The sequence below is a fragment of the Fusibacter sp. A1 genome (assembly GCF_004125825.1).
GTDB lineage: Bacteria > Bacillota > Clostridia > Peptostreptococcales > Acidaminobacteraceae > QQWI01.
Genome location: NZ_QQWI01000003.1, coordinates 128,820 through 152,271, shown reverse-complemented (window position 1 = coordinate 152,271; position 23,452 = coordinate 128,820). Strand labels below are relative to the sequence as shown.

The window sequence follows — 23,452 nt, the reverse complement described above, 5'->3', positions numbered from 1 at the left end:
GCCTCTTTTTTATAGGAGTAGGAAGATGAGTGATTGGGTCAAGGGTGTTTTCAAAAAAAGAATCAATCGTTTTGTTTCCGAGGTGACAGTCGACGGAGAACTTCAGCAGGTGCATGTGGCCAATACCGGAAGGTTGAAGGAGCTACTGACCAGTGGTGTTGAGGTGCTGCTTAGTGATGATTACAAGCCGGAAAGAAAAACAAGATATACGCTTAGAATTGTAAAGCACAAGGGATTGTGGGTCTCCATCGACTCACAGCTTCCAAACAAACTTATTTTTGACTGGTTAAGCGACGGCACGATACAGAATTCGGATAAGCCACGCGTGTATAAAAGAGAAGTGAAGCATGGGGATTCAAGGTTTGACCTTTATTGCAAGGAGACGGATCAGTTTATAGAAGTGAAGGGAGTCACCCTGGTGGTAGGCGGTGTTGCGATGTTTCCTGACGCGCCGACTGTAAGGGGTGTGAAGCACGTGAACCATCTTAAGGATTATGTCCTGCATGGGGGACGCGGTGCGATTTATTTTCTAGTCCAACGAAGCGACGCATTTGAGTTTACACCCAATGATAAAAACGACCCTGATTTTGGTGAGGCCGTAAGAAGTGCAAGTCGTGCCGGCGTTGAAATTAGGGCCTTTAAAATGTCCATAACGGAGCAGGCTTATATTTATGAGGGTGAAATTCCGGTGTTCTTGTAAACTATCCATAACAACCACCCTTATTAGGCTTAAAAAGGACCTTTGATTGGTGAAAGGTTTACAAAGTATTTTCATGTGAACTCTTATAATATAGATTATGGGCACATTGGTGTTCAGTATTATGAAAGTGGTGAGTATATGAAAATTAAAGAATGGTCTACAGCATTCGCTGCAGGTGTCATAGTAGGTGGTGTATTTACCATATTAGGTTTTCCACTACCTGCTCCAGGAACAATTGGCGGAGTAATGGGAATTGTTGGTGTATTTCTAGGTACAATTATACTAAAGTAGGTGATGGAATGGAATGGCTTCAAGCATTATTTGCAGGTGTTGTACTTGGTGTGGTATTTAAAAAGCTTAAATTGCCAGCGCCTGCACCAGCTGTCTTTGCAGGTGTATTAGGTGTCGTTGGCGTACTGCTGGGTGGAAAACTGGCAGGATGGGTTATGACCGTACTCTAGTCTTTTGCAAGGCTCAATAATTAAATGGCAAATATCAAAAAAGTAGATTTTCTAAGTGTCATCACTTAGGGGACTACTTTTTTTATTATCCACAAACATAGTAAAATCCACGATTTAACAGTATAATTAGACTAAGACTGTACAAATTGTACAATACCTTTAAAGTGAGGAATACTTGTGAAACGATTAATATGTCTGTTTATCACTGTGATAATGCTAAGTGGTTGCAGCGGGATGTTGAAGTCGCCAAAAGAGTTAATCAGCAAACCAAAACTGATCGGCAATCAAGAGGTGGCTAGGGAGGTTATCGATCAAAATCTTCCTGCAAATGCCCGTCTTGTACGTCCATATATCTCTGAAAACCTAAGTTCGGTCGATTTTTTCGATTGGGACAAGGATGGTGAGGATGAAGTCTATGCCTTTTACACGGATAAGACAAGAGTCACCTCGGGTGTGATGATCATCGACCGAAACGAAGACGGATGGGAAAAACGCGCCACTGTAGAAGCGGTGGGATCAGATATAGCCTTCGCCTCCTTCATCGACTTTAACGAAGACGGCATCGAAGATATTGTGTTGGGTCTTACCACAGAGGGCGAAGCCTTTAAGAGCCTGGTGGTTTATGAATGGCAAAAAGACGGGTATGTGGAGCTTTATAAAGACCTTTATACTGAAATAATCATCGACGATATCGACAGGGATTTTCTGAAGGATCTGTTTGTGCTCAAACTGGACCGCAATAATTTCGCATCGGCCACACTGCTCAAATACGAGGTGGGAGAGTTTCGCATTGTAGATGAAATCGCACTTGATGAGAATGTGAACGGCTACTACAATGTGGTGTTCGCTAAAGCGTCCAAGGAACTGTATGGAGTATTCCTAGATTCAAAGATCGGTTCAAAGTCTGCGACGAACATCATCGCCTATGATGACGGAAGACTGAAAAGGGTTTTTGATGAATCGGTTTCGGATAGCAGGTATCAGCTTACTGTAAAAGACATACCGATCATCAGTCAGGATATCGATGGTGACGGGATCTATGAGATCGGTAACCGGTTCTTGCCCCATATCTATGATGAAGACAAATCCGAGCTGCCTTATCTGAATACCTGGTATGAATGGTCAGGTGACAGTCTGGATCTTGATAAGATGAATTATATCAGTGAAAGTGAAGGGTATAGGTTCGATTTTCCAAAAAGGTGGGCGGATGCGATCATCGAAGGCAAAATGATCATCATCAAGTCTAGAGCCTACTTGAGCAGACAGTACCTGGATGTCTACATCACCCCTGACGAATCGGTATTATACAAAGTGTTCACGCTAGAAGCGGTTTCGCAAGAAGGGTATAAGGATCTTGTAAAGGAACTTCAGGAGGAAGGCGTGCCTTTTTATAAGTTGGGCGAGCTGAGAAATTTGGTGTATTTAGGTTATAATAGGTTACCTATTGATAATATACTTGAAAGTTACAGAGCGTTTTATGATGATATGCTGCTTAAGGAAATAGAAATACGGACTCAGTTTCAGTTTCTGGATTAGTGAAGATGGAGGAAGTCATGGCTAAAGTTTTAGTACTTGAAGACGATCAGTCTATTCGAAGTTTTGTGAAAATCAATTTAGCAAGGAATGCCTATGAGGTAATTGAGGCTCAAACCGGAGAGGAAGCGTTAATTCTCTTTGAAGAGCATGACGACATAGACATAGCGATTTTAGATGTGATGCTACCCGGTATCGACGGTCTTACCGTGTGCCAGAGACTTAGGGAAAACAACGCTACCATGGGTATTATCATGTTGACTGCAAAAGCACAGGAAATTGACAAGGTGATGGGCCTTGAGCACGGTGCGGATGACTATCTTACAAAACCATTTTCGCCTGTTGAGCTGATGGCCCGTGTCAAGGCGCTTAACAGAAGGGTCAAAGTCAACGAAAACAAATATATTGAAGAAGAAGTGAAGAGCGGTCCTTTCAGGTTGAATATCAATACGAGGCAGTGCTTTAAAAACGATAAGGAAATCGTACTGACACCGACGGAGTTCATGATGCTTAAGATATTTATCGAAAGTCAGGATCTGACGCTGAATCGGGATGATCTTTTAAACAAGATCTGGGGCGAAAATTTCTACGGTGATATGAAAATTGTCGACGTGAACATCAGACGATTACGTCGCAAGATTGAAGATGATCCGTCTACACCGCAGTATATCGAAACGATTTGGGGTAAAGGATACAAGTGGAAGAGGGACTGATATGCCACGTAAATCGAGTATCAAGCGAAAATTGACACTTACTTTTGTTGTGATCATTTTTGTTACAGTGCTTATCTTTGAACTGATTTTCACATTCGGAATCAATAGCTACTACTACCAGAATATCGAGCAGATACTCAAAGACAGGATGCAGATCACAGTAGAGGTCTATGACACATTTTTAGGATACGAGTCCTTGGGCTCGAAAGCCAAATTCATCCTGGAGAACGCTTCTGTCCCTGAGTATGTAGATGCGCAAATACTCGACAAACAGGGGAACATCATCGAGTCTACTGCAAGATTCAACAGCGACCATCAAGTGTCCACCAAGGAGTTTTTAAGTGCGAAATCTGGTAGTACCAGCGTTTGGCGTGGCAGAAGCCCGGAAACCGATGAGCTGATCATGGCCGTTTCGACACCCTTGTCAGAGTCTGGCAATATCATCGGAGTGCTAAGGTACATGACTTCCATCGAAGAAGTGGACAAGACGGTTAAGGTCTACCTGTTGTACGCCTACCTTATCGGCGTAGGCGTACTGGTTGTCGTACTCAACTTGAGTACGATTATGGCTAAAAGGATTGTAGAACCGATTTATGAGCTTAAAGCTGTGGCTGACAATATCGCCCTTGGAAATTTCAATATCAAAGCGCAGAAATACGCGGAGGATGAGTTAGGCGAGCTTGCGGATACCATCAATTATATGGCTGAGGAAATCATGAAAACCGAAAAGCTGAAACACGATTTCATTTCATCGATCTCCCATGAGCTGAGGACCCCGCTTACAAGCATTAAGGGTTGGAGCGAGACAATTTTGACCGGAAGCATAGAAAACGTTGAAGAAACCAAATTGGGGCTTGAGATCATCTCAAAAGAAACGGAGCGATTACACGGACTTGTTGAAAACCTGCTCGATTTTTCAAAGCTGGAAGCGGAGAGGATCGTGTTAAGCAAAATTCCTCTTAATCTAGTGGAGTTGATAGAAAGGGTCTTTAAACAGTTTTCGACGGTGATAAAAACAAGCGGTTTGACCTACCATGTTTCAAGCGCAGAAAAAGAGGTAATTATTAATGGAGATAGAAATCGACTGAAGCAGGTCTTAATCAACATCGTAGACAATGCGATCAAGCATACGCCCACAGGCGGGGCGGTAGTATGCCAGATTTCGCTTATGGAGGATAAGGTGATCCTGACGATCAGGGATAACGGTTCCGGTATTGCAAAGGAGCATTTGGATCGGATCGTCGATCGGTTTTATAAAGCAAATCCTAATCAGGGAGGCAGCGGATTAGGTCTGGCGATCACTAAAAGAATCGTAGAACTGCATGACGGAGTTCTAAAAATAGAGAGTGAGCTGGGTAAAGGAACTGCCGTATCAGTAATTTTACCGATGAAATAGGAGGCATACATATGAAGAACTTTTCGATGAGGATTTGGAATGAGAACGAAGAAATCATGTCTTATTCGTCCGATTGGATGGATATGACGTGGAATGACATAAAGACTGCGCAGGATGAAGGACGGTTGATGATCGTTTCAGGTCTGCTGGCGAATGACGCCACACCGCTTTACGAGGGGGACTACGTGAAGGTCTACAATACGTTTAAAGAAGAGGAGTTCAAGGCTGAAGTCGTTTTCAAACGTGGTCAGTTCATGCTTCAGACAGCGGAGCTTACCAATCATAGCAGGTGGATCAATTATAGAATGGATTTGATCGGCAATAAGTTCAATAACGCAGGCCTGTTGCTAAAAGATGACTGAATCTTGATGTGAAAGAGGTGATTTGATGAGAAAAATTTCTGTTTCTTCGTTAGAACCTAGCATGATACTGGCTGAACCTGTCTATAATTCCGATTTCAGCTTAGAACTCTTAAGCAAGGGAACGGTGATAAAAAGAAAACATATCGACATGCTTGAGAATCTTGGCGTGTTCGAAGTCGTTATTTTCGAAAATCTTCCTGAACAGATCGAGGAATCGATCAGTATAGATGAGATGATCGAGAGCATCGAATCGCTTCAGGCGGAAAACAACTTTGTAACGGATACCAAAAAGCTTAGAATCGCACTTGAAGAGTTAAGAGAACTAGAGATAGATGAAGAGGTCGCAAGCATTTGTAATGTTCAGATGCCGATTACACTCCTGACTGGCGAGGGCAATCTACCGCTGGACAAGCGTCATGGCGAAACGATCAATGATACGAAGGAATTGCTCAATGCGATCGTAAGCGATAACGTACTTGATGCGGATGCGATTAAGGATAATGTAAAAGAGATGCTTCCTGACATGATTAGAAACAACGACGTGTTGATGAGGCTTAATCAGCTTAAGGAAGCGGATGATTATACATTCGACCATGCCCTTAGGGTGAGCATACTGGCGGCCATGATAGGAAAGTGGATGGGCTATGATCAGGAGCATATCGAGGAGTTGGCCTTCACAGGACTATTATTCGATATCGGAAAACTCAAGCTCCCCACAGAAGTGCTGAACTATCCAGGAAAACTGTCCGACAAGGTGTTTGAAGTGGTCAAGAACCATGCCCAGTGGGGATATCAGACCCTGCTTAAGACAAAAGGTGTTTCTCAGAGTGTTAAATTCGCCGCCCTGCAGCATCATGAGAGGATTGACGGCAGCGGTTACCCGCTACGGCTTAAAGGGGATCAGATCAACGACTACGCTAAGATCATCATGGTCTGCGATGTCTTTGACGCGATGACCCACGATAGGGTTTTTCAGAAGAAGGTATCCGCTTTTAAAGCCTCGGACTATCTGGCGATGCACAGCGGAACACTATTTGACACACAGGTCGTCTATACGCTCCTCAGCAATCTGGCTACCTTTTATTTGGGCAAAAAATGCACGCTGAACACTGGTGAGCAAGGAAAAATCATCTATATCGATGTCAATTATCCTACAAGACCGATCGTGCAAATAGAAAGTCGATTTATTGATTTATCGAAACAACATAACATTCAAATAGTAGAGATTGAATAGGTGATCATGTGTATTTTTATGTTTCAACAAGCGTCATCGATCGTGATGACTTAACTTTACAAGAGAAGATGGCGTGTGTTGTCATAGCAAGGTATGCGAATCAACCTGCCTTTGAAGGCCTATTGAGTGTGGATATTCTTGCACTTAAAATGGGTGTTGACTCAAAAGAGGCGAAAGTTGCTCTTGAAGGCCTTATGAAAAAAGGCATGATTGAAAGGGAGAGTGTCGAAAGACTTGAACCTCACCATTCAAACGTACTGAAAAACAATGCTAGCGCAGCTGCGGCAAGTTTTGAACCCATTGTTGAATCTGTTGATAAAAAGGATATTGAAGAAGAGAAGCCTGTGACATCGGATGACGTGAAAGCCATCTTTGAAGAAGTCGTAAGCAAACGACAGGCGTTGATTCTTTTTGAGCTTGCTGGCAGGAACCTCACTACGCTAAAGTCGGTCTATGAAAAGACGAAGGCGAAAGATCCCTTCGACGTTATCGAGGCCTTGGCTGACGCGCTACAAGGTATAGATTCGGAGGATGACAATGAATCGGATACGCGTGTTGCTGATGAATCAGGAACACGTAGTGTGGAGGAGTCGAGCGGTCATGAGTTGTTGAGCAGCGTTGAGACGGAGTCGTTGTTCGAGGAACTTGAAAAAAAGGCGGTTGCGACTCAGGATCCGACATCTGGACACAAAGTGAATACGCAGATCAACCTAGGCCGAATCAAAAGCCTTTATCAGAAACAGCAGAATAAAAAATAACCGGAGCTCTCGCTCCGGTCAGACTGTTGACAAAGCCCAATTTCTTCGTCATTTCAAAAAAGCAGCACGCTTATGTATGTCTATATACACTGCGCCCGCTGCTTTTTCTCATTCCTTGAACTTGAACTTTGTCAACAGTCTGCGATTTTGTTGACTTTATCAACAACCTCACCGGAGCTCTCGCTCCGGTTTTTTTAGTTAGATAGGCACTTCTTGTCCGATCATGTCCTTAAAGACGTAAAGTGATTTGATGCCCTCGTGCTTTAAAAATTCTGTAATCAGGTCGTATCCGACTCCCAGCGAGTCGGCACTGTGCGAATCCGATCCGAAGGTAATGATTTTGCCGCCGCGTCTGATATAGTGAGCGATAATCTCGTAGTCAGGGAAGGGACGCTTGTGTGGACCCCGGAGCCCCGAGCTGTTGATTTCTATGCCTTGACCTCGTGGAATGATCTCGTCGAAGATCGCATCGATCAAGTCGACATATTCGCTTAGAGGAACATCATAAATCGCGGGTTGATACCTTTTGGGCAGATCCAGATGACCGATCACGTTAAAGGTTTTAAAGCGTTTTACGATATCAAGCAGGGTTTGTAGATAAATCCTGATTGCTTCAAGAGGGGTATGCTTACTGAAAAAGTCACCATAATAAAGGTCCTGTCCCTCTACGGTATGAAGCGAGCAAAGCACGAAATCGGGTTTAAAGCGTTCCAGCAACAGCTCAGAATCGATGATGCAGTTTTTTTGCAGTCCCATTTCGATGCCCTTATAAATATGCACCTTATGTCCGTATCTTTGCTTCAAGTCTGAAATCATGTGGTCGTATTTTGTCAGATCGAACTCGAATGACATATCATGAGGATAAAGTAAATCCGTATGGTCTGTAAATGTGATGTGGTTGATTCCTTTTATGATCGCTTCTTCTAGGTATTCTAGTGGTTCGGCTTCGCTATCTGGTGAAAAGTGGGTGTGTATATGCGCATCTATCATGTTGGGCCTCCTTTATGGTTTCTAGTTATAGTATACCCGATTTTGAAAGAGATATCCTATGCTTCAAAAAAGAAAAACACCAACGTTGGGGGACGTTGGTGTTTTGAGGGAGTATGAATGTTTTTATTATAAAAGCACTTCGCCTTCGGTCCAGTCCACAGGACACAAACCTCCGGTTTTAAGTGCTTTTAGAACACGAATTGTCTCATCTACACTGCGGCCGACATTCAAGTCGTGAACGACTGAATACTTAATATCGCCTTCAGGATTGATGATGAATAGTCCACGAAGTGCGATTCCGGCATCTTCTAGAAGTACGCCGTAGTCTCGTGAAACCTGTTTAGTCATATCAGAAGCGAGTGGGAAATTGAGTGCTCCCAGATCGCCGTTGATCCAAGCTTTATGTGAATGCTCACTGTCAACGCTTACGCCAAGAACTTCAGCATCGAGGGCTTTGAAGTCTGCTATGCGTTTTGAGTATCCAGTGATCTCTGTTGGACAAACAAATGTGAAATCAAGTGGGTAGAAGAATAGTACAAGCCATTTACCCTTATAGTCTTCTAGTGATATCCTACCAAACTCTTTTCCTGCTCCATCAACGGTTGCCATTGAAAAACCAGGTGCTTTATTTCCTACTAATCTCATTTATTAATTCCTCCTTAGTTGATTACAAATCTATTGTAACATATGATGTAATTAATTCAAGTATGTAATGATTACATTTACAAAAAACTTTTAACGTGTTATTGTATAATAAATTATGGGTATTATTCATTTTAACAGAAGAATTAGATTGAAAGAGGTGGAGTATGAAAGGAACAGTTGTATCGGTATGGATGACAACCATCGAAAAGTTATATGGACCGACTGCGATTCAAGCCCTATATAAAGGAGCGGGTTGGACTGAGGACATCGTTATCAAACCGTCTGACAATGTATCGGATGCGGAAATATTCTCTGGTGTCGAGGCGGTGGCACGAGTAATCAACCAACCTGCATCAGAGCTTTGGAGAATTATAGGTAAACACAATATCGAAAGTTTCAGCAAGTGGTTTCCTTCCTTTTTTGAAAGGTCTTCATTAAAAGCATTTTTGATGATGATGGATACTGTCCATGCGAATCTGACGAAAATGATACCAGGGGCAAAACCGCCGCGGATGCTTCCCGAAGAAATTTCTGCGAATGAGTTTATTATCACGTATAGGTCCAAAAGAGGTATGTTTGATTACTTCCAAGGCTTATTGATCGGAAGCTCCGAGTTTTTCAATGAGAAGTTAGAGATTGAAATACTGGATCAGGGAAAGGATCCGGATGGGACCTACTATCTGAAAGTACTACTCAAAACAGAAAAAGAGGATAGAATCACAAAGTCCTTCACTTTATCAAGGGTTTTCTCGCTGGGCTTTATCAATTCTGTAGCTGTTAAAACAGCTATACCTGCAAGTATAGTCGTCTTTCTGCTTGCTTGGAGTTTGACAGGAGTCAGCCCTTTTGTTGAAGCTGTGATTCTAGGTGTGGTTTCTTTACTGGTCACTCAATTTGTCGCCTATCATGTGAACAGACCCGTCAAGGGGATTGTAGAGGAGCTGGACGAGCTTAGAAAACTCAATTTTGATAGGAATGTGCATGTGAAGACTGGCGATAGCTATGAAGAGACATTCAAGAGTGTCTCTTCCATCAAGGAAAACATGAAGTCGGATTTCATCTTATTTAAAGGCGGGATGGATGATATTCACAATTTCAATTTGAAGTTCAAGTCAGTAGTGCAAAACTTGACAGGTGTATCCGATGTGATCGCACTTGCGGTTCAAGAAGTGGCTGAAGGGGCAACCCATCAAGCCCAAGAGACTGAACGGTCCGTAGCGGTTTTAAATGAGAATATCATGACGCTTAATTCAATTTCTTCTGAAGAGATTGAAAGGAAAGCCTATCTTGAGGAGGCGGTGTCTGATATTGAGCAGTCATTCAATGAGCTGGTCGCTGTATCCGGAAACTTGAATGAGGTGAAGGAAAGTTTCGCTTCTGTGAACGAGCAAGGAGACGAGCTTGCAAGAAAGGTGAATGGAATCATTCAAATCGTCTCTACGGTGGAGGCAATCGCTGAACAGACCAATCTACTGGCGCTTAACGCATCGATCGAAGCTGCCCGCGCTGGTGAGCACGGCAGAGGCTTTGCAGTCGTCGCAGAGGAGGTCCGCCAACTCGCAGAAAATTCAAAAGGTGCTGTGAATACGATCAACACCAGTTTGAAGACCTTTGTAGGTGATGTGAATAGCATGATTACGAAAGTGTCCGACCAATATAGACAACTTGAAAAAAGCAATGACACGCTAACGGAAGTATCTTCATCGAATCAGACGGCCACAAACAAAATCAAACAGGTGGCGATCGGCATCGCTGAAATTTCGGATAGGCTTTCAAGTGAAACGGAAAAGATCAACCATGTATTTGAGAACATGCATACCTTAGCTGCGATTGCAGAGGAAAACTCCGCGTCTTCTCAGGAAATGAGTGCGAATGTCACTGAGTTTAGCGAGCAGCTACGAGATTTTGACCTTTATATTCATGAGTTAGGAAACTTGACAAACAACTTGAAGGACGAGCTCAAGCGTTATAAGATTTAACAGTCGAACTAGAAAGTCGTGCGTGATGCACGGCTTTTTTTGCGGTTTTTGCAAGAGTATCTGTTACAATGGTTATAGTTTAAGTATAGACAGGCATGCGGTCATTTGACATTTAGAAAATAACGAGGTAGGATGAATGATTTTACAGGGATTGATGATTTTACTGGCGGCTGCGATACAGGGAATGACAAGCTTTGGGTTTTCCTTAGTGGCACTACCGCTTTTGACGTTGCTGCTTCCCATCACGGTTGTAGTACCGATTCTAGTACTTTACAGCATTTTGCTGAATGTGATCTTGTTGTCTAAGCTTTACAAACATGTTCACCTTAAGATGATCACGTTTCTTGTGATCGGAGGAGCCCTTGGCATACCTGTGGGTGTTTGGCTATTAAAAAGCGTGCCCGCCGACCAGCTCAAAAGAGTGGCAGGAGTTGTCATTGTGATTGTGGGACTTTTGATGCTTAAGGGGTATCGGGCGCATCTCAAGCAGCCACAGAAGTGGTTTGGTGTGGTCGGCCTGGTTTCTGGCATCTTGCAGGGCGCCTTATCGCTTAGCGGACCACCCGTCGTGTTGTTCCTAACGAATCAGGATGTGGACAAGTTGACATTTAGAGCGAATTTGACCGCATTCTTCACACTTCTGAATGTGGTGAGTATTCCCGGCTTTATCTTAAGTGGAGTCATCACTCCGCTTGTGATGTCAAAATCGCTTACGCTTCTTCCCTTTATGCTTGGAGGACTTGCGATCGGGATGTTTTCATCAAATAGAATCAACGAACGTCTTTTTAAGCGACTGACCTTGTTTCTGATGATTGTGTCTGGAATCGCAGCGATTGTGACTGCATAAACGGTGATTAGACCAAAGCGATTTCAGGTTTAAAAATCAGCTATTGAGTCTTATACGATTGCACGATATAATGAAGGCGCGATAATGATTTCCCCTATAGTTCGGTCATTCCCCAAATGACCGGTTAGAGGTAAGGAGAGATACTATGAAAAGTGCACCAAAACTGAATTTAGAAAAGTCGATGGCTCTTTATGAAGAAGCAAAAAGACTTTCGCCAGGCGGACTTTTAGGCATCAGACGTCCATATAACTTTGTTCCAGATGAATACCCAATATTCATCGATCACGGTTATGGCGGACATATCGTCGATGTCGATGGCAATGACTACATTGATATGCTTTGCGCTTACGGCCCAATTATTCTTGGATATAACGAGCCGGAAATCAATGATGCGGTAAAAGCACAAATGGACAAGGGTTTTTGTTTTTCAATGGTTCAAGAAGTTCAGAACAGGTTGGAGCAAAAGTTAATTGACTTGATTCCTTGTGCAGAGATGGTTGTTCTTGCGAAAACGGGTTCAGATGTTACCAGTATCGCAACACGTATTGCCAGAGGCTATACAGGTAAAGACAAAATTTTAAGATGCGGATACCACGGATGGCACGACTGGTGTGTTGAAAGTGGTGGCGGTGTACCTGATGCCATCAAGGAACTGACGATTGAATTTGAATACGGCAGTCTGGAAAGTCTTGAAGAAGCGCTGAAAGCTCATCATGAAAACGCAGCGTGCATCATTGTCACTCCAGTAGGTCATCCGTTAGCGCTTCCTGTTATGGCACCTCCTGAAGGATACCTTCAAGGTGTAAGGGCGCTTGCAGACAAATACAATGTAGTACTTATCTTTGATGAGATAAGAACAGGTTTTAGAGTTGCAATGGGTGGAGCCGGTGAGCGTTACGGAGTCACTCCTGATTTATCGGTATTTGGTAAGGCTATGGCAAATGGTTATCCGATCAGCGCCTGTGTCGGTAAAGCCGAAATCATGAAAGTGCTTGAGGAGAAAGTATTTGTTTCGTCCACATTCTTCCCAAACAGTCTTGAAATGGTTGCAGCGCTTAAATGTATTGAGATCTTAGAAAGAGACAACATTATCGAAACAGTTTGGGAAAAAGGACAATATTTCCTTGACGGTATCGAAAAGTTGATCGCTAAGCATAATGCGCCTGTAACATTATCCGGTATACCACCGATGCCATTCATCACATTCGACAAAGTGGATGCCGATTACAAAAAAAGACGTACACAGTTTTACACGGAAACGATCAGACGAGGTTTGTTCATTCAACCTTACCACCACGGTTATATCGCTGCTAGACATACGACAGAAGATCTAGACGCGGCACTTCTAGCAATTGACGAAGCGTTAGCTGTGATTGGCGAGATGTTCCCAACAAAATAAGTCCTATCTAAAAGTCAGAGCGTACGCTCTGGCTTTTTTAGATTAAAAACGCGTAGAATCTGAAATTTAATTTTAATGTCGGTTAAAAAAAGGTATGATAGTAATAAGTGTGAATTCAATATCGTGCTGAGAGTTGGTGGATTGCTAGATGAAACTGAAATGGATTTTAATCGGTCTTCTTGTTTTGGTGACCGCTGTCGCAACAGGCGTTCTTATCGCCCTAGCGATTTTGCCTGATCCATCTTCTATTGTGGTCCAAAGTTATGTGGAGCAAGTTGAAGTGGACTTAAATGCTGAAGCTGAAAGTGAGCAGATGATAGAGAGCGAACTGAAAATCGCTTCAGTCGTAAAATCGCTAGAAGTAAAGTTAGGTGCTTTAGATATCGAACATGTTCATCAAAAGATCTACTCAGAGGTGCTGACACAAAGCAAATCAAGCAATAATTGGAAGCGTACTGAACTGACCGTATTAATCGAACCTATTGTAATTAACGGTATTGATGACTGGATTGATGGATCAATCACATCGATAGCGAGTGAGCAGAAGTTCGATCTGACGGCAATGATGATTCGTGACTTACGAGAACGTTTTATTCACCCCGACTGGTATGCATTTATGACACTCTATGAAATTGCGTTTCTAAGAAGCGAAGGAATCATAATAACAAATGATGACTAATGTGAAAGGAGTAACATGATGACAACAGTTATGGGTATTAAAGTAGGCAACCGCGAAGAAGAGGCCTTAAAGGTACAGGAGCTGCTATCTACGCACGGATGTATCATTAAAACCAGATTGGGCGTCCATGAGGCGGGTAATATGTGCTCATCGACAGGTCTGATCCTTATTGAATTCGTCGCAGATAAAGAGGTTGAAATTAACAAATTGAAAGCAGAACTTGAAGTTCTTACATCTGTAAAGGTAGGTGTAATGACTTTATAACAGGGGGTCAAAATTATGCAACGTGATTATTCTGAGTTTGTGAGCTACTATGTTCAAAACTTATCTAAAATGCTGACGTATCGTCATAACGCAATGCTTGAGGAAATTGGATTGACGTATAGTCAATTTAGAATTCTATGCAGTCTTTGGGGAAGTGAAGAGAAGACGCAGAACGAAATTCTAAAGGATCTGTTGATCAAACCGGCAACCTTGACCGGATTACTTGTCACACTTGAAAAGAAAGGTCTGATCGTTAGGCATCGCGGTGAAAACGACGGACGCAGCAAGTATGTTCATTTAACTGAAAAAGGAATGGCGCTACACAAGGCGAGTTTTGATATCTTAGATACGCTTGACAAACAAATATCAGACGGGATCAAAGATCCGTGCCGAGATCGGATGATCGCGTGCTTATCAGATTTACTAGCGTATACAAATGAGTTGGATTTACCAGAATTACCGGCTTCTGCTCAAGCGATCAAGGACGATTTAGAGCGAAATACGACAAAAACGAAATAACAATTAATAAAACGCCATGACAAGTGGCGTTTTATTTTTTTTGAGACCTGCAAAGGGTAGGCGGGTACAAGTGTATAATCTATTGCCGATTTATTAACGGACGTTAAAAATAACTGCATGTCAAGTGATGAACATTAGAAAATCGCAATTAAGCTTGCCATATGAGGCGAACCTATGTATTATGTCATGAGATGAAGCTTCGGCTTTGTCTTTTTTATTGGCATAACAAATAGGAAAGGAGTGACGTGATGTTTTCAAAAGGAAAAATTCATGCTCACATATTACTAATCGTGATTATCGTGATGTTATTGTTCGCAATCGGTGCGAGTTATCAGACAATAACAAAAGATCAAAATATCCTGAACACTGTGGATGTTGAACATGGACAAAGAGAAACTGAATTATTGAATCAGATAAATGATCAGGAAGAAAGAATCATCAAACTTAGAAAGCAGAATTTGGAGCTTTCAAAAAAAGTAACGGATACTAAGGAAAAAGAGGTTATGTTTGATGCGATGCATCGATTCTTAGAAATAATCAATTATTCTGAAGAAGAGGTTAAAAGAGCCTATCAGGTATTTGAGGAAACACCTCTTGATTTTGAATCGTCGTTGTATCTGATCAAGTACACAGACTTGTACGATATTGACCCATCGCTGGTGTTGTCGATTATCGAAATCGAAAGCAACTTTGATGCTGAAGCTGTAGGTGGAGCTGCAGACAGAGGACTGATGCAGATCATCCCTGCAACTGAAAAATGGTTGGCGGAAGAGTTTGGCAATGAGATAGGGATTACTTACGATCCTGATTTGATTTTCGAACCCGAATACAACTTAGGGCTTGCACTCAGCTATATCCATTTGCTTAAAAACGCTTATGGCGAGAATTACCACAGAATACTATCAGAATATAATCGAGGTCCTTATAACTTGGCAAAGTATTTTGAAGCAAACCATACGTATCAGACCACCTATTCGAGAGCTATTCTTAGCAGGGTGGACAAGTACGATCATATCGATTAGTTTTAACCGTCTGTCACATGTGATAGGCGGTTTTTCTGTGTTATAATAAGAACACATGTTCTTAGAGGTGGATAATGAAGACGATAAAAGAATCGGTTAGAGGCATAATTGAATTTATATATAGGGAAGGCGATATCGATTCGTCACTGAAGAGCGCTGTCACCATGCAAGAAGGTACACAGATCCATCAGATGATTCAAAGCGAGTATGAGGGTTTTGAAAAAGAGGTTCATCTGAAAAAGGAGTTCGCTATTGATGATGCGACCGTTCTTTTAATGAGCGGAAGGGCTGATGGGATCAAAGATGATGAGCACGGTATCGTAATCGATGAAATAAAGTCGACCTATCAGGATCTTGATGACTTGGATGAAAACTATTCTTTTCTTCACTGGGCACAGGCGAAAATCTATGGCGCCATCTATTCTGAAGCTCATGGTAAAAGGGACGTCACTGTTCAGCTGACGTATTACTCACTAAAAAACGAAGCCGCGAAAGTCATTCCTGTAGTTTTCACCTATAAGGAACTGACGGACTTTTTATATGAAACAGTTGAGCAATATAAGCGTTGGGCGACACTTACAGCATTTTTACAAAGCAGGGCCGAAGTCACTGCAAAAGAGATCAAGTTTCCGTTTGGAAGCTTCAGACCTGGACAAGACGTGATGGCTAAAGCTGTATATGCGACAATTAGGGACAGCGAGAATCTCATCATTGAAGCACCGACAGGGATAGGTAAGACCATGTCGACCTTGTTCCCTGCGACTAAGGCGCTTGGGGAAGGTCTTGTGGACAAAGTCTTCTATTTGACTTCAAAAACGGTCCATAGGAAAGTGGCGCTTGATTCATACCAGAAGCTCGTGGACGAGGGGCTTAATATGGTTGTCATCGGTTTACAGGCGAAGGAGAAGATGTGTATCAACGACGTCTATAAGTGCCAGCCGCATCAGTGCCCTTATGCCAATGGACATTTTGACAGGGTCAATGATGCGCTACACCTGTTCTTGCAGGATGCCGGACTAGAAACACCAGAATCCATCCAGACCTTTTGCGAGCAACATGTACTGTGTCCCTTTGAGTTCGCACTCGATTTGACGAACTTTGCGCAGGGGATCGTTTGTGACTACAATTATTTTTTTGATCCCTTTATTCAGATCAAGAGACATTTTACGCAAAAGAACGCTTATGCCGTTTTAGTCGATGAGGCACATAATTTACATGAAAGAGCGCGGGATATGTATTCTGCGTTTTTAGATAAGAACAGACTGCTAGAGATTAGGGCTCATGTCAAGGAGATGGACAAGGGCTATCATAAACTACTTGGAAGCGTCAATACCGCATTTAACGAGCAACTGAAAACTCAAGACGAGCAGGGGCTGATGGAAGATATCAAGCTGAGGTTGGTCAACAGCATCAATAAGGCACTGGCCTATTTTCTAGACGAGGGAAGGTTTTCTGACATCACAAAGGATGATGAAGTACTGGATCATTTTTTTGAAATGCACCGGTTTTTAAGAATCTACGAGTATTTTGACGACCAGTTCGTCATCATGCTGGATGAGAACGAAGAAAAGAAGTTGCATATCAGATGTCTGGATCCCTCAAAAGCACTGAATGAAACCTATGGCATGGTCAATAATGTGGTCTGTTTCTCGGCGACGCTCTCGCCGCTCAAGTTTTACCAGCAGGTGCTCGGACACAGCGGTAGCAAGCGGCTTCAGGTCGGGAGTCCGTTTGATGTGAAAAATAGGCTCTTGGTGATCAATCAGGTGCATTCCACTTATTCTAAGGATCGTGAGGTTACCTTAAGACCCATTTTTGAAGATGTGAAGCGAACAATCGCTGAAAGAAGAGGCAATTACTTTGTTTTTTGCCCATCCTATGCGTACCTGAAAACGATCAAAGAGCTTTTCGATGAAGACTATGAAGGCCATGTTTCGGTTCAGAGCAGCGGTATGACAGAAAAAGACCGTGCAGAGTTTTTAGAAGACTTTGTCCCAAACCCTACAAAAACACATGTCGGCCTCGTTGTCATGGGCGGTGTTTTTTCTGAGGGGATAGACCTTCATGGCGATCGGTTGACAGGTGTGATCATCATCGGAGTAGGCCTTCCGACACTAAGTAAGGAAAGACAGATTATGAAGAGTTATTATGACGCCCATGGACTCAACGGATTCGACTACGCTTTTACCTATCCCGGACTGAATAAAGTGTTTCAGGCAGGTGGAAGATTAATTAGGACCGAACAGGATAAGGGAATTTTAATGTTAATTGGTAAACGATTTGGGCAGTCAAGATACCTGTCCGAACTCCCAGGACACTGGCGACCATACGAAATTGTGGCAAATGAACACCAATTCAAGGAAAACATCAAAAAAATACACGATTTATTTGATTAAATGTTAATAATACATTAACAATTGGCTCAAACATTACTATAATAGAGTAGAGTGTATTTGTAGTGCAGTAAATAAGCATCTTGCATATCAAGATGCTTATTATATGCGATAATGTTAATATACAATTAAAGCGATTTGCTTAACGATAAAAGGGGCAACTTAAATGAGTCTTAAATCAGATTTTCTATCAATTTTTCCAACGTCCATGGACGAGATGAATCTAAACCCATTGACTATGATGTTCAAAGGAAAAGAGGAGGCGAACTATTGGTCCAAGCGACTCGATAAGGAACTTGGTCAAAAGAGAATTGGAATTATTATCGGTGTACTGATCTATCTGCTATTTGCATTAACCGATGCTGTGATCATGCCCGAAGTCAAAGATTTGGCGTGGTTCTTCAGATTCACTTTTTACATAGCGTCTTCCTTGATTGTTTTTATCGTCACCTATACCGAGTTCGCTAAGAAGTCCTTTCATTATTTGATGGCCTTATTGATGTTTATCGCCGGTGTGGGACATATACTCATTTTAATGCAGGCACCAGCTAGTGCGGTACAAGTATATGATCTTGGAATTTTGATCTTTATCGTTTATGGATTTATGGTGTTAAGAACACAGTACCTATATGCATTTATCTCAATGGCTGTGCTTACACTTTCCTTTATCGGATATGTCTATGGACTCAGTCCGCTAGAGGGACCACAACGACTTACGGTCACATTGATGACGCTGCTTGGTTTTATCATCTCTGGTGTTGGAAGTTATTTTGCCGATTATTCGCAAAGAAGAAACTATTATCTGACAACAGTAAGCAGACGCACAAAGGTGGAAGAGCACAGAACTAAAAGGAGCAAGGAGACACAGGTGGAGGTGAAGCCTGTCGTTCGGACGGTGGAATCGCCAGTCAATAAATTGTTTGAACACATTACAGATGTCATCTGGTTCATTTCACTAGATGGTGAAATAAAGTACATCTCGAGCTCGGTGAAGGAGTTCTTAGGTTATGAACCGGAAGAACTGATTGGTAAGAGATCGGTAATGATGATGACGAATGAAGCCTATGCCGCATTTGACAGATCTGCATCAAGACTGTATCGAGACAAGAATATCGTGCAAGCCACTTACGAATACAAAACGAAGGCCGGACTCATTAAAATGGGTGAGGCTTTTGTAAAGAGCCATTCGGACAAGCGGTTTGGTGAAGGTTATGTAGGTTCTACAAGACCGCTTACAGATGACGCTGTCGAAGCAAGAGCGACTGATGAGAACCAAATGAAAAAGCTTCAGGAAGAAACTGAGGATTTAAGGCAACTCAACTCGAACCTGATGACAGAAGTGGATGACTTAAAGCATAAGATCCACAGAGTTCATGAAGAGCAAGACAAAAAGGAAGAAGTGCCGATGTATGCTTTAGCAGAAGCACTCGAAAAAGTCGCAGAGCACTATGCCGACAATACAAAAGTACAGCTAGAGGCCCATCACCGTGAACTTGAAATCATTAATGACAAGTTTACTGAAATGACGATGAGCAAATACGATCTTGAAAACTATTTCAATTTGGCTAAAAAGAAAATTCATGACACATCGAACAGTCTGGACATACTTACAGACCGAATTTCTTTGTTCAACCATTACCTAATGGCGTCAGATACACTTGATGTACGCACCTATCAGCTTCGGTCTTTATTGGAAGAGTCTGTTTTAAAGCTCAAGCACTTTTTCAAGCATACGAAACATATCATCGAGATCGATTGTCCTAGAGGCATTGAGCTAGATGTCGACAAAACTCTATTTGAGCATGTCATCAACAATATGATCATCAACTCCTTGCAATTCAGTTTTGCTCAAGTTAGAAACGGAAAAATTGAAATCAGTGTGGAAAAAGTAGGTAAACAAGTGTTTATCACATATAAGGACGATGGTGAAAAGATACAGGCGGATGTGATTGACGAAATGTTCGCAGGGATTATCAATCAGAATGTCAATGCGCTTGAAGGTATGGAACTACACATCGTACGTCAAATTATCGAGTCTCACATGAAAGGCAGTATCGGTTGTGCGTATGACAACCAAAAAAACACATTTAAAGTTGTGTTGCCAATAGAAAATTAAACCAATGACTGTGTCAACTATAAAAAATAGAGATAGAAAAATACCGAAATAGGTATATGGGGGCATTTATTATGGAGAGCTTATCTGTTATGCTTGAATCGATGGAAAATTCATTGGTTCAAGTTCAAGGAGTCATTTCATCGAAGCTGGTCGTAGACGAAAAAGACCAAATTATCGAGTGTCACATTGTCGCCGACAAAAAAAGGCATGCAAAACAGATTTCAAAAGACATTCAAACGGTACTTGCCGCAAAGTATGAGCAGTTGATCGACCATAGGGTGATCAGCGTTGCTCAAGTTGCGAATAATTCACTGCAAGAAATGTTGCCAAGAATCATCTACAAGTCGGTAGAAGTCACTAAACACGGACAACACCTAACGGCTACTGTCAAGTACGCTCTCCAGGATGTTTTATTTGAAGGTTGTTACACAGATGTCGCCACTAAAAATGGTGAGTACCGAGTAGTAGCGAATGCAACACTTGAGGTGGTTAGAAAACACCTCAGCACGAATGAACACATAGTACTTGAAGGATTTAAGCTGCATGAAATCGGCGGTGTTCAAATTGCCAATGCAGTCTTGACGTTCATGCGCGGAAGGCAAGAGTTTCCTCTTGTCGGCACGGCGGTTGTAACAGAACACGCCCACGACGCATACGTCAAGTCAGTCTTAGATGCTTTGAATCGTGTCTTATTCGTTTAAAATGTTTTAAAAGGTCAACAAAACACTATTTCTTTAACTACGAACTACTAAAATCAAATTTCATTTACAGCGTAGCGAATACTCCTGTCTGCTTTAGCGTAGCCTGCAGAGATTAAAAAAATGGAGGATTATCTAATTATGAAAAAAAGATTGATGGTATTATTCATGTCACTTATGTCATTGGCGTTAGCTGGTGGTGCACATTTACAGTGGAAATAGATTGTTGAGTTGACCTTTTAATTTAGGAGATACAATGGACAAAATTTCATTTAAAATATATTATGCTACAGTATTATCATTTGGATCAGTTGTTTTAATAGCAAGTGCGTTAAGTTTAAGTATGGTACCGGTTTGGAAATTAATTGGTTATATTGGATTAGCGATACTGATTGAGAGTCTTACAATCGAGATTGAAGCTAACAGATATATATCTCTTGGATTTGCGATAGGGTTAGCTGGAATGATTATTTTTGACCCGGTATATGCTGGGTTAATGACATTTCTAGGTGCATTATTTCATGTCGAGTTCGAGAATGGGAAATACTTACACTTGTTTAATACTTCACTATTAAAAAGGCTGTTTAATAGTTGTGCCGATGCATCTGTTGCACTATTATCTGGTGCGTTATATCATTACTGCTTGAATAATTCAATTGGATGGACTGTAAGCGGAATAAATATAATAGGCGTTATTGCCGCAATACTAACATATATTACTCTCAATATAACCTTGTTTTCTTTGTTATTTGCATTTGTACTAGATACACCTATTCTTAAAGTCTTAAGGCAGAACCTATGGCTATTTTCAAAATTTTTAGGAATTGCACCTATAGGAATATTGATGGCAGTTACTCAAATGCAGTTAGGATTTTTTATTGTTTTGCTCTTCTTAGGTCCCCTGTTATTAGCGAGATTTACTTTTGTGCAGTATCTAAAAATGAAGGATGTTTATATTAAAACCATAAACTCATTCACAAAAGCGATAGACGCTAAAGATAAATATACAGTTGGTCATTCTGAACGAGTTGCCGATTATTCTGTTAAGCTTGCAAAAAGAATGAAGTTTGGCGATAAAAAAATTGACGATTTACGCACTTCCGCATTACTTCATGATATTGGTAAGATAGGGATTTTAGATGCGATACTTAATAAACCCGGAAAACTTACAGAAGAAGAATACAATGAAATAAAGAAGCATCCTGAAATAGGTGCAAGTATTATCAACGAAATTTATTTTTTGAAGAATGCTTCTGAAGTAATCAGACACCACCATGAATCCTATGACGGTACAGGATATCCAGACGGTTTAAAAGGCGATGAGATACCACTTGAGGCTGCTATCATTACGGTGGTAGATGCTTACGATGCGATGACTTCGGACAGGTCCTATCGTAAGGCGTTGACGCATGATCAAGCGATGAAAAATCTAGTCGATGCGTCGGGAAGGCAATTTAATCCGAGGGTTGTTGATGCTTTCATCGAACTGATGTCTAAGGTAACCGTTGATGAGGTTCGTGAAAATGTTGGTTGAGACGGTCATACTAGCTGTGATTTGGCTCTTTATCACTAGAAACAAGCATAAATTTAAATTCGATGAGTTTAAAGGACTGCCTTGGTTGTGGGCGAGTATCATCACCGAGCAGTCTGCGCAACTACTGATTGATTTTGGTGTCTTTCGAGTAGTTGAGTATACTTTTTTTATACATTTAGGTATTTATGGTCTTTTATTTATCTTTATTGCGTATAACATAAAGAGTTTTAAGTCACTAGGAATAACAGGCGTGGGCATCTTATTAAATGCGGTTGTCGTGTTTTCGAACAATGGATATATGCCTGTAAGCGATCAGTTGGCCGTTAAATATGGATATGATTTGACGCTTGAAAGCCTAAATAGATTTGAAATTTTTGGACATGCGCTGATTAGTTCCAGCACTAAGTTATCTGTGCTTTCTGACTGGATTTCTATTGGACCACCTTATCCTTTTCCAAAGACGTTAAGCATCGGGGATCTGATTATTGATATAGGGATTATCGTATTAGCCTATTCATTATCGAAATCAGTTGAATCAGTTGAAATATCGGAGGTTGAAAATGTGGTTTGAAGCGATTCTATTAGGGTTGATCATAGGCGTAATTAGAGGTGGACGTTTATCCAATTTGGAAAACAGCCACGTCAAGGGTGCAATGCTGATTGTCTTAGGACTCTTGTTGCAGTTGATTCCGTTCTTTCTACATGCGGTCGAGTTTGTTGCAACCAATGCTAAGTATTTTACCATCGCAGGGCTTGCCATGGCGATTATTGCACTACTTCTAAACTTAAAAAAACGCGGAATATGGTTAGTGGGATTAGGTGCGATACTACAAGTTGTCGTATTGATCTTAAACGACATGCTTATGCCGATTCGACTTGCAGGAGCCACATCTGCAAAGCTGGTTCAAATGAGACTTGCGATTGAATCAGGCGAGATTGCGAATTATGTTTTGTTCAACCAATCGACTCACTGGAGCAAGTTCTTAGGCAAGACCATTCTGATGCCGGATGTTTATCCTTTTACAGTGGCGATCGGAATTCCTGATCTTATCATTGCGATAGGCATGATCCTGTTTATACAGAACGAGCTTCAAATTGTGCGCACTTATAGAACGTATACTGGTAAACGAAGATATTAGATCGATCAAATCAGACAAGCGCTTGTCTGATTTTTTTAGTTCATATTACATTCATAATTTAGCGCTATAAT

At 41.6% G+C, this 23,452-nt stretch carries 24 protein-coding genes; 22 read left to right on the top strand and 2 right to left on the bottom strand.

Features of this window, described 5'->3' with window-relative positions:
- Nucleotides 1-25: 25 nt before the first annotated feature.
- The 9 genes from sfsA to DWB64_RS04690 all read left to right on the top strand — a co-directional run bounded on the left by sfsA (nucleotide 26) and on the right by DWB64_RS04690 (nucleotide 7,157).
- Nucleotides 26-700, top strand: coding sequence for a DNA/RNA nuclease SfsA (gene sfsA / locus DWB64_RS04730; RefSeq protein WP_129487048.1), 675 nt, complete (start codon nucleotides 26-28; stop codon nucleotides 698-700).
- 138 nt (nucleotides 701-838) lie between these two features.
- The gene (locus tag DWB64_RS04725) at nucleotides 839-991 is read left to right on the top strand and encodes a XapX domain-containing protein (protein ID WP_129487047.1); all 153 of its coding nucleotides are present in this window, start codon (nucleotides 839-841) and stop codon (nucleotides 989-991) included.
- 8 nt (nucleotides 992-999) lie between these two features.
- On the top strand, nucleotides 1,000-1,161 hold the full coding sequence (locus DWB64_RS04720) for a XapX domain-containing protein (protein WP_129487046.1): 162 nt from the start codon (nucleotides 1,000-1,002) through the stop codon (nucleotides 1,159-1,161).
- Between the two features lie 177 nt (nucleotides 1,162-1,338).
- Nucleotides 1,339-2,697 carry a hypothetical protein gene (locus tag DWB64_RS04715; protein ID WP_129487045.1) on the top strand — a complete coding sequence of 453 codons (1,359 nt, stop codon included), beginning with the start codon at nucleotides 1,339-1,341 and terminating at the stop codon, nucleotides 2,695-2,697.
- A 17-nt stretch (nucleotides 2,698-2,714) separates the two neighbouring features.
- Nucleotides 2,715-3,407, top strand: coding sequence for a response regulator transcription factor (locus DWB64_RS04710; RefSeq protein ID WP_129487044.1), 693 nt, complete (start codon nucleotides 2,715-2,717; stop codon nucleotides 3,405-3,407).
- 1 nt (nucleotide 3,408) lies between these two features.
- The gene (locus DWB64_RS04705; RefSeq protein ID WP_164980237.1) at nucleotides 3,409-4,803 is read left to right on the top strand and encodes an ATP-binding protein; all 1,395 of its coding nucleotides are present in this window, start codon (nucleotides 3,409-3,411) and stop codon (nucleotides 4,801-4,803) included.
- Between the two features lie 11 nt (nucleotides 4,804-4,814).
- The gene (locus DWB64_RS04700; protein WP_129487042.1) at nucleotides 4,815-5,165 is read left to right on the top strand and encodes a hypothetical protein; all 351 of its coding nucleotides are present in this window, start codon (nucleotides 4,815-4,817) and stop codon (nucleotides 5,163-5,165) included.
- 25 nt (nucleotides 5,166-5,190) lie between these two features.
- Entirely contained in the window at nucleotides 5,191-6,399 is a 1,209-nt protein-coding gene (locus DWB64_RS04695; RefSeq protein ID WP_129487041.1) for an HD-GYP domain-containing protein, read from the top strand.
- An 8-nt stretch (nucleotides 6,400-6,407) separates the two neighbouring features.
- A complete protein-coding gene (locus tag DWB64_RS04690) occupies nucleotides 6,408-7,157 on the top strand; it encodes a hypothetical protein (protein ID WP_129487040.1) in 750 nt (249 codons plus the stop codon).
- A gap of 198 nt (nucleotides 7,158-7,355) precedes the next feature.
- Here DWB64_RS04690 and DWB64_RS04685 read toward each other — a convergent pair whose 3' ends face one another.
- Together DWB64_RS04685 and DWB64_RS04680 are read right to left on the bottom strand one after the other, a co-directional pair.
- Nucleotides 7,356-8,147: a histidinol-phosphatase HisJ family protein gene (locus DWB64_RS04685; protein ID WP_129487039.1), complete on the bottom strand. Its 792-nt coding sequence runs from the start codon at nucleotides 8,145-8,147 to the stop codon at nucleotides 7,356-7,358.
- Nucleotides 8,148-8,273: 126 nt separating this feature from the next.
- A complete protein-coding gene (locus DWB64_RS04680; protein ID WP_129487038.1) occupies nucleotides 8,274-8,792 on the bottom strand; it encodes a peroxiredoxin in 519 nt (172 codons plus the stop codon).
- Between the two features lie 164 nt (nucleotides 8,793-8,956).
- On the opposite strand from DWB64_RS04680, the gene DWB64_RS04675 reads away from it, so the two are divergent.
- The 13 genes from DWB64_RS04675 to DWB64_RS04615 all read left to right on the top strand — a co-directional run bounded on the left by DWB64_RS04675 (nucleotide 8,957) and on the right by DWB64_RS04615 (nucleotide 23,381).
- Complete coding sequence (locus tag DWB64_RS04675; protein ID WP_129487037.1) at nucleotides 8,957-10,771, top strand: heme NO-binding domain-containing protein; 1,815 nt, start codon at nucleotides 8,957-8,959, stop codon at nucleotides 10,769-10,771.
- 136 nt (nucleotides 10,772-10,907) lie between these two features.
- Nucleotides 10,908-11,618, top strand: coding sequence for a sulfite exporter TauE/SafE family protein (locus DWB64_RS04670; protein WP_129487036.1), 711 nt, complete (start codon nucleotides 10,908-10,910; stop codon nucleotides 11,616-11,618).
- A 145-nt stretch (nucleotides 11,619-11,763) separates the two neighbouring features.
- The gene (locus DWB64_RS04665; RefSeq protein ID WP_129487035.1) at nucleotides 11,764-13,017 is read left to right on the top strand and encodes an aspartate aminotransferase family protein; all 1,254 of its coding nucleotides are present in this window, start codon (nucleotides 11,764-11,766) and stop codon (nucleotides 13,015-13,017) included.
- Nucleotides 13,018-13,165: 148 nt separating this feature from the next.
- Nucleotides 13,166-13,696: a hypothetical protein gene (locus DWB64_RS04660; protein ID WP_129487034.1), complete on the top strand. Its 531-nt coding sequence runs from the start codon at nucleotides 13,166-13,168 to the stop codon at nucleotides 13,694-13,696.
- A gap of 18 nt (nucleotides 13,697-13,714) precedes the next feature.
- Complete coding sequence (locus DWB64_RS04655; RefSeq protein WP_129487033.1) at nucleotides 13,715-13,960, top strand: hypothetical protein; 246 nt, start codon at nucleotides 13,715-13,717, stop codon at nucleotides 13,958-13,960.
- A gap of 15 nt (nucleotides 13,961-13,975) precedes the next feature.
- Entirely contained in the window at nucleotides 13,976-14,479 is a 504-nt protein-coding gene (locus tag DWB64_RS04650; RefSeq protein ID WP_129487032.1) for a MarR family winged helix-turn-helix transcriptional regulator, read from the top strand.
- Between the two features lie 248 nt (nucleotides 14,480-14,727).
- Nucleotides 14,728-15,501, top strand: a complete 774-nt coding sequence (locus DWB64_RS04645; protein ID WP_129487031.1) for a lytic transglycosylase domain-containing protein — start codon at nucleotides 14,728-14,730, stop codon at nucleotides 15,499-15,501.
- Between the two features lie 74 nt (nucleotides 15,502-15,575).
- Nucleotides 15,576-17,897 (top strand): ATP-dependent DNA helicase, encoded by a 2,322-nt coding sequence (locus DWB64_RS04640; RefSeq protein ID WP_129487030.1) that lies wholly within the window; start codon nucleotides 15,576-15,578, stop codon nucleotides 17,895-17,897.
- A gap of 163 nt (nucleotides 17,898-18,060) precedes the next feature.
- Nucleotides 18,061-20,010 (top strand): PAS domain-containing sensor histidine kinase, encoded by a 1,950-nt coding sequence (locus DWB64_RS04635; RefSeq protein ID WP_129487029.1) that lies wholly within the window; start codon nucleotides 18,061-18,063, stop codon nucleotides 20,008-20,010.
- Nucleotides 20,011-20,081: 71 nt separating this feature from the next.
- Nucleotides 20,082-20,711 carry a hypothetical protein gene (locus DWB64_RS04630; protein ID WP_129487028.1) on the top strand — a complete coding sequence of 210 codons (630 nt, stop codon included), beginning with the start codon at nucleotides 20,082-20,084 and terminating at the stop codon, nucleotides 20,709-20,711.
- Between the two features lie 253 nt (nucleotides 20,712-20,964).
- Complete coding sequence (locus DWB64_RS04625; RefSeq protein WP_129487027.1) at nucleotides 20,965-22,242, top strand: HD-GYP domain-containing protein; 1,278 nt, start codon at nucleotides 20,965-20,967, stop codon at nucleotides 22,240-22,242.
- Nucleotides 22,232-22,813: a DUF5317 family protein gene (locus DWB64_RS04620; protein WP_129487026.1), complete on the top strand. Its 582-nt coding sequence runs from the start codon at nucleotides 22,232-22,234 to the stop codon at nucleotides 22,811-22,813. The genes DWB64_RS04625 and DWB64_RS04620 overlap by 11 nt, the downstream gene beginning before the upstream one ends.
- Nucleotides 22,803-23,381: a DUF5317 family protein gene (locus DWB64_RS04615; protein WP_129487025.1), complete on the top strand. Its 579-nt coding sequence runs from the start codon at nucleotides 22,803-22,805 to the stop codon at nucleotides 23,379-23,381. The genes DWB64_RS04620 and DWB64_RS04615 overlap by 11 nt, the downstream gene beginning before the upstream one ends.
- Nucleotides 23,382-23,452 lie beyond the last annotated feature (71 nt).

Excerpts from the sequence above, each read along its gene's own strand:
- DWB64_RS04635 (WP_129487029.1), top strand. The coding sequence starts at position 18,061 with ATGAGTCTTAAATCAGATTTTCTATCAATTTTTCCAACGTCCATGGAC.
- DWB64_RS04645 (WP_129487031.1), top strand. The coding sequence starts at position 14,728 with ATGTTTTCAAAAGGAAAAATTCATGCTCACATATTACTAATCGTGATT.
- DWB64_RS04655 (WP_129487033.1), top strand. The coding sequence starts at position 13,715 with ATGACAACAGTTATGGGTATTAAAGTAGGCAACCGCGAAGAAGAGGCC.
- DWB64_RS04615 (WP_129487025.1), top strand. The coding sequence starts at position 22,803 with ATGTGGTTTGAAGCGATTCTATTAGGGTTGATCATAGGCGTAATTAGA.
- DWB64_RS04685 (WP_129487039.1), bottom strand. The coding sequence starts at position 8,147 with ATGATAGATGCGCATATACACACCCACTTTTCACCAGATAGCGAAGCC.
- DWB64_RS04710 (WP_129487044.1), top strand. The coding sequence starts at position 2,715 with ATGGCTAAAGTTTTAGTACTTGAAGACGATCAGTCTATTCGAAGTTTT.
- DWB64_RS04650 (WP_129487032.1), top strand. The coding sequence starts at position 13,976 with ATGCAACGTGATTATTCTGAGTTTGTGAGCTACTATGTTCAAAACTTA.
- DWB64_RS04700 (WP_129487042.1), top strand. The coding sequence starts at position 4,815 with ATGAAGAACTTTTCGATGAGGATTTGGAATGAGAACGAAGAAATCATG.
- DWB64_RS04670 (WP_129487036.1), top strand. The coding sequence starts at position 10,908 with ATGATTTTACAGGGATTGATGATTTTACTGGCGGCTGCGATACAGGGA.
- DWB64_RS04680 (WP_129487038.1), bottom strand. The coding sequence starts at position 8,792 with ATGAGATTAGTAGGAAATAAAGCACCTGGTTTTTCAATGGCAACCGTT.
- DWB64_RS04625 (WP_129487027.1), top strand. The coding sequence starts at position 20,965 with ATGGACAAAATTTCATTTAAAATATATTATGCTACAGTATTATCATTT.
- DWB64_RS04675 (WP_129487037.1), top strand. The coding sequence starts at position 8,957 with ATGAAAGGAACAGTTGTATCGGTATGGATGACAACCATCGAAAAGTTA.
- DWB64_RS04695 (WP_129487041.1), top strand. The coding sequence starts at position 5,191 with ATGAGAAAAATTTCTGTTTCTTCGTTAGAACCTAGCATGATACTGGCT.
- DWB64_RS04620 (WP_129487026.1), top strand. The coding sequence starts at position 22,232 with ATGTTGGTTGAGACGGTCATACTAGCTGTGATTTGGCTCTTTATCACT.
- DWB64_RS04720 (WP_129487046.1), top strand. The coding sequence starts at position 1,000 with ATGGAATGGCTTCAAGCATTATTTGCAGGTGTTGTACTTGGTGTGGTA.
- DWB64_RS04630 (WP_129487028.1), top strand. The coding sequence starts at position 20,082 with ATGGAGAGCTTATCTGTTATGCTTGAATCGATGGAAAATTCATTGGTT.
- DWB64_RS04665 (WP_129487035.1), top strand. The coding sequence starts at position 11,764 with ATGAAAAGTGCACCAAAACTGAATTTAGAAAAGTCGATGGCTCTTTAT.
- sfsA (WP_129487048.1), top strand. The coding sequence starts at position 26 with ATGAGTGATTGGGTCAAGGGTGTTTTCAAAAAAAGAATCAATCGTTTT.
- DWB64_RS04725 (WP_129487047.1), top strand. The coding sequence starts at position 839 with ATGAAAATTAAAGAATGGTCTACAGCATTCGCTGCAGGTGTCATAGTA.
- DWB64_RS04705 (WP_164980237.1), top strand. The coding sequence starts at position 3,409 with ATGCCACGTAAATCGAGTATCAAGCGAAAATTGACACTTACTTTTGTT.
- DWB64_RS04660 (WP_129487034.1), top strand. The coding sequence starts at position 13,166 with ATGAAACTGAAATGGATTTTAATCGGTCTTCTTGTTTTGGTGACCGCT.
- DWB64_RS04640 (WP_129487030.1), top strand. The coding sequence starts at position 15,576 with ATGAAGACGATAAAAGAATCGGTTAGAGGCATAATTGAATTTATATAT.